This window comes from Promicromonospora sp. NPDC060271 (genome assembly GCF_042726755.1).
In the GTDB taxonomy this organism is placed as follows: domain Bacteria; phylum Actinomycetota; class Actinomycetes; order Actinomycetales; family Cellulomonadaceae; genus Promicromonospora.
The window spans coordinates 1-1,651 of record NZ_JBHXBG010000318.1 but is presented as its reverse complement, the minus strand read 5'-3'; the positions used below and the strand labels follow the sequence as shown (position 1 = coordinate 1,651).

General features: G+C 68.8%; 1 protein-coding gene. It reads right to left on the bottom strand.

What is annotated here, in order from left to right; genetic code table 11:
- Positions 1-58: 58 nt before the first annotated feature.
- Positions 59-1,462, bottom strand: a complete 1,404-nt coding sequence (locus ACFWE2_RS25335) for an RICIN domain-containing protein (RefSeq protein WP_377226969.1) — start codon at positions 1,460-1,462, stop codon at positions 59-61.
- Positions 1,463-1,651 lie beyond the last annotated feature (189 nt).

Below are 1,651 nucleotides of genomic sequence, written 5' to 3'. Positions count from 1 at the left end.
CCGTGCCCGGTTCGGCGCCCGACGTCGTCTCGGAGCGGACCTCAGGTCCGGCGCGCCGTCAGCCGCGGGTCCACTGCTGGTTGTTCGCACCGTTGCAGGTGTACGTGATCACTGCCGCGCCGTTCGCGGTCGCGCCGCCGTTGACGTCCAGGCACTCGCCGGTCGCACGCGACCGGATCGTCACGTAACCACCCGACGCCGCGACCACCGACCACTGCTGGCTCGGTCCCGTGCCGCAGCTCTCCTGGGTCACCGTCGTCGCGTTCTCCTGCACGCACAGCGCGCTGTGCCTGGCCAGGAGGTTGTAGTAGCCGCTGCCCGCGCTACGGAACCAGAAGCGCTGGTTGCCGCCACCGTTGCAGTCGTACTGCTTGATCTGGGTACCGGCGGCGTACGACTGGCTCGTCACGTCGGCGCACCTGCCGGAGTGCCGTGCGGTGAGCGACTCGAACGGCCCGCCCTGACCCGTGATCGTCCCGGCCGCCGCGTCTATCGAGAGCTCCGGGAAATAGCTGAACGACATGGAGGTCGACGTCGGGAACGTGATCGGCGCCCAGACGTACCTCGAGCCGTTGACGTTGCTCCCGATCGAGTTGCCCCAGCGGTCACCCATGTACAGGTAGGACGTGCCGGACGTGCCCTGCACCGGCAGCACGAACGTGGTCTGGGATCCGTAGGCGGTCGAGTCGCCGACGTTCTGCATCGCCGACCACCCGGAGGCCAGGTTGCTCGTCGTCGCGTACTTCTGCTGGTTCGGGTTCCAGCCCGTTGCGCCGGAGGTGAGCATGAAGTAGGTGCTGCCCCGCTTGAACAGTGCGGGCGCCTCGCGGTGACCGCCCGGCCACGGGTTGGCGACCAGGCTGGCCACGTCGGTGTAGTCGCTGGTGAGGCGGTAGATGTGCAGGTCGTAGTTCTCCCGGGCGGCCGAGTACATGTACCCGGTCCCGTCGGTGTCGACGAAGACGCCGATGTCCCTCGACATGTGCCCCAGCGGCCGGAAGCTGCGCTGGTAGGTGTAGTTGCCGTCAACGGTGTCGCTCACCGCGACCGCCGCTCGGGCCTCCGAGTAGTCGGTGCCGTTCTCCTTGTGCATCCACATCACGAACTTGCCCGTGGCCTGGTTGAACATCACCTTGGGCCGCTCGATGTTGGCCATGCCGAGCTCCGGGTGGCTCGCCTCGGTGAGCACGTGGTTGCGGAACTCCCAGTGGACGAGGTCCGTCGACCGGTAGGCGGAGACGTACCGGAACGTGTTGTCCGCGTTCCGGTTCTCGCCGAACCAGTAGTAGTACTGACCCACCTTGACCACACCGCCACCGTGGGCGTGCAGCGGGTTGCCCGACGTGTCGGTGAACTGGGTCGCGTTGACGACCGTCTCGGGCTGGGCCTGGGCGGAGACCGCGCCGACGGCGGTCGCCAGCACGCAGGCCAGGGCAGCGAGGGCAGCATGAAGACGCCTCACAGGTACCACACTCCTTCATCGCAGTGCAGGGTTCGGGTGGTGCAGGACGGTGCGGTGGTGCGGTCTCACGGAGCGGGGGTGCCCCGGGCCCGGCTACCCCCCCGCGGCATGTGGGGCTGTTGGCGGCGGCCGCGGCGGCCGCCGGGGGCCCGGTATACCAGCCCCGGGGCCGAGGGGACGGTGTCCCAC